The 1216-nt window shown below is 61.9% G+C and carries 2 protein-coding genes; both read right to left on the bottom strand.

Annotated features, from left to right (window positions below):
* Nucleotides 1–692: transcriptional repressor LexA (gene lexA, locus AC1DUU_RS32430; RefSeq protein WP_476787389.1), on the bottom strand; the 692-nt coding region annotated here is incomplete at its 3' end.
* Nucleotides 693–800: 108 nt separating this feature from the next.
* Nucleotides 801–1216 (bottom strand): molybdopterin-binding protein (locus tag AC1DUU_RS32435; protein WP_476787390.1); only part of this gene is annotated, 416 nt, incomplete at its 5' end.

Consider the following 1216-nt stretch of genomic DNA (forward strand, 5'->3'; position numbering starts at 1 on the left):
AGCTTGCCCTGGACCTTGACCCTGTCTGGCCCGAAGATGCGGGTCTCGTAGGCCGGGTTGGCAGCCTCGAGAGCAATCGAGGCGCCTTTGCGGCGGAAGCGCTTGAGCGTCGCTTCCTCGTCGTCGACAAGTGCCACGATGATCTCGCCGGGGTTTGCGGTGGTCGAGCTGCGGATGACGACTGTATCGCCGTCGAAGATGCCAGCCTCGATCATCGAGTCGCCCTTGACCTCGAGCGCGTAATGCTCGCCGCCCATGATCATATCCGGCGGCACCGCTATCGAATGAGTCTTGTGCTGGATGGCGTCGATCGGCACGCCGGCGGCGATACGGCCCATCACCGGAATGGTCACGGCCGCGCCAGCATCATCGTCATTGCCGGCGGACATGGAGCGCGACGGTTCGGGCCGGCGCCCAAGGCTGCCCTCGATGACGCTCGGCGAGAATTTCCGCGCCGCGTTGAGGCCTGGTGCGATTGAATCGGGCATGCGCAGCACTTCAAGCGCGCGTGCCCGGTTGGGCAGGCGTCGGATGAAGCCACGTTCTTCGAGCGCCGTGATCAGACGATGGATACCGGATTTGGAGGCAAGATCGAGCGCTTCCTTCATTTCGTCGAAGGATGGCGGGATGCCCGTCTCTTTCAAACGCGAGTGGATGAACAGCAAAAGCTCGTGTTGTTTGCGCGTCAGCATCGCCACCCCCGAGGAATCAGAAGAAAAACAAACCCAGAACAAAACCCTATCTGTTCCAGTTGTGTTCTGCAACCGTTTATATCTGGTGAAGGGAGGAGGCGGCTTCGTTCAGCGCAGCATCATCACGCGGCACGCACTGCCAGATTCGGCGGCCGGTGCGAAGGGTTCACGCATGATGGCGCAATTGGCGTCGGCGAGCGTGCGAAGCATCGACGAATCCTGGACCAGATATGGCGTAACGACGAGGCCGTCAGGCGTCTCGCGCGCAATGGCGCGAACGAAATCCTGGCGCAAATCGTTTGGCGCCATCGCGGTGTCGAGCACAGCGTTGCGAATGTCGGGCGCATAGGGTCGCCCGCCAAGCTTCGCCAGCAAGGGCTTCAGGAATATATGCGCGCAGATCAGGCTGGCGACCGGATTGCCGGGCAGGCCGACGCAACGTGTCTGGCCAAGGCGGCCGAACATCAGCGGCTTGCCGGGTCGCATGGCGATCTTCCAGAAATCGAGATCCATGCCGAGCCCAG

The sequence above is a fragment of the Aminobacter sp. P4_H6_2 genome (assembly GCF_056400805.1).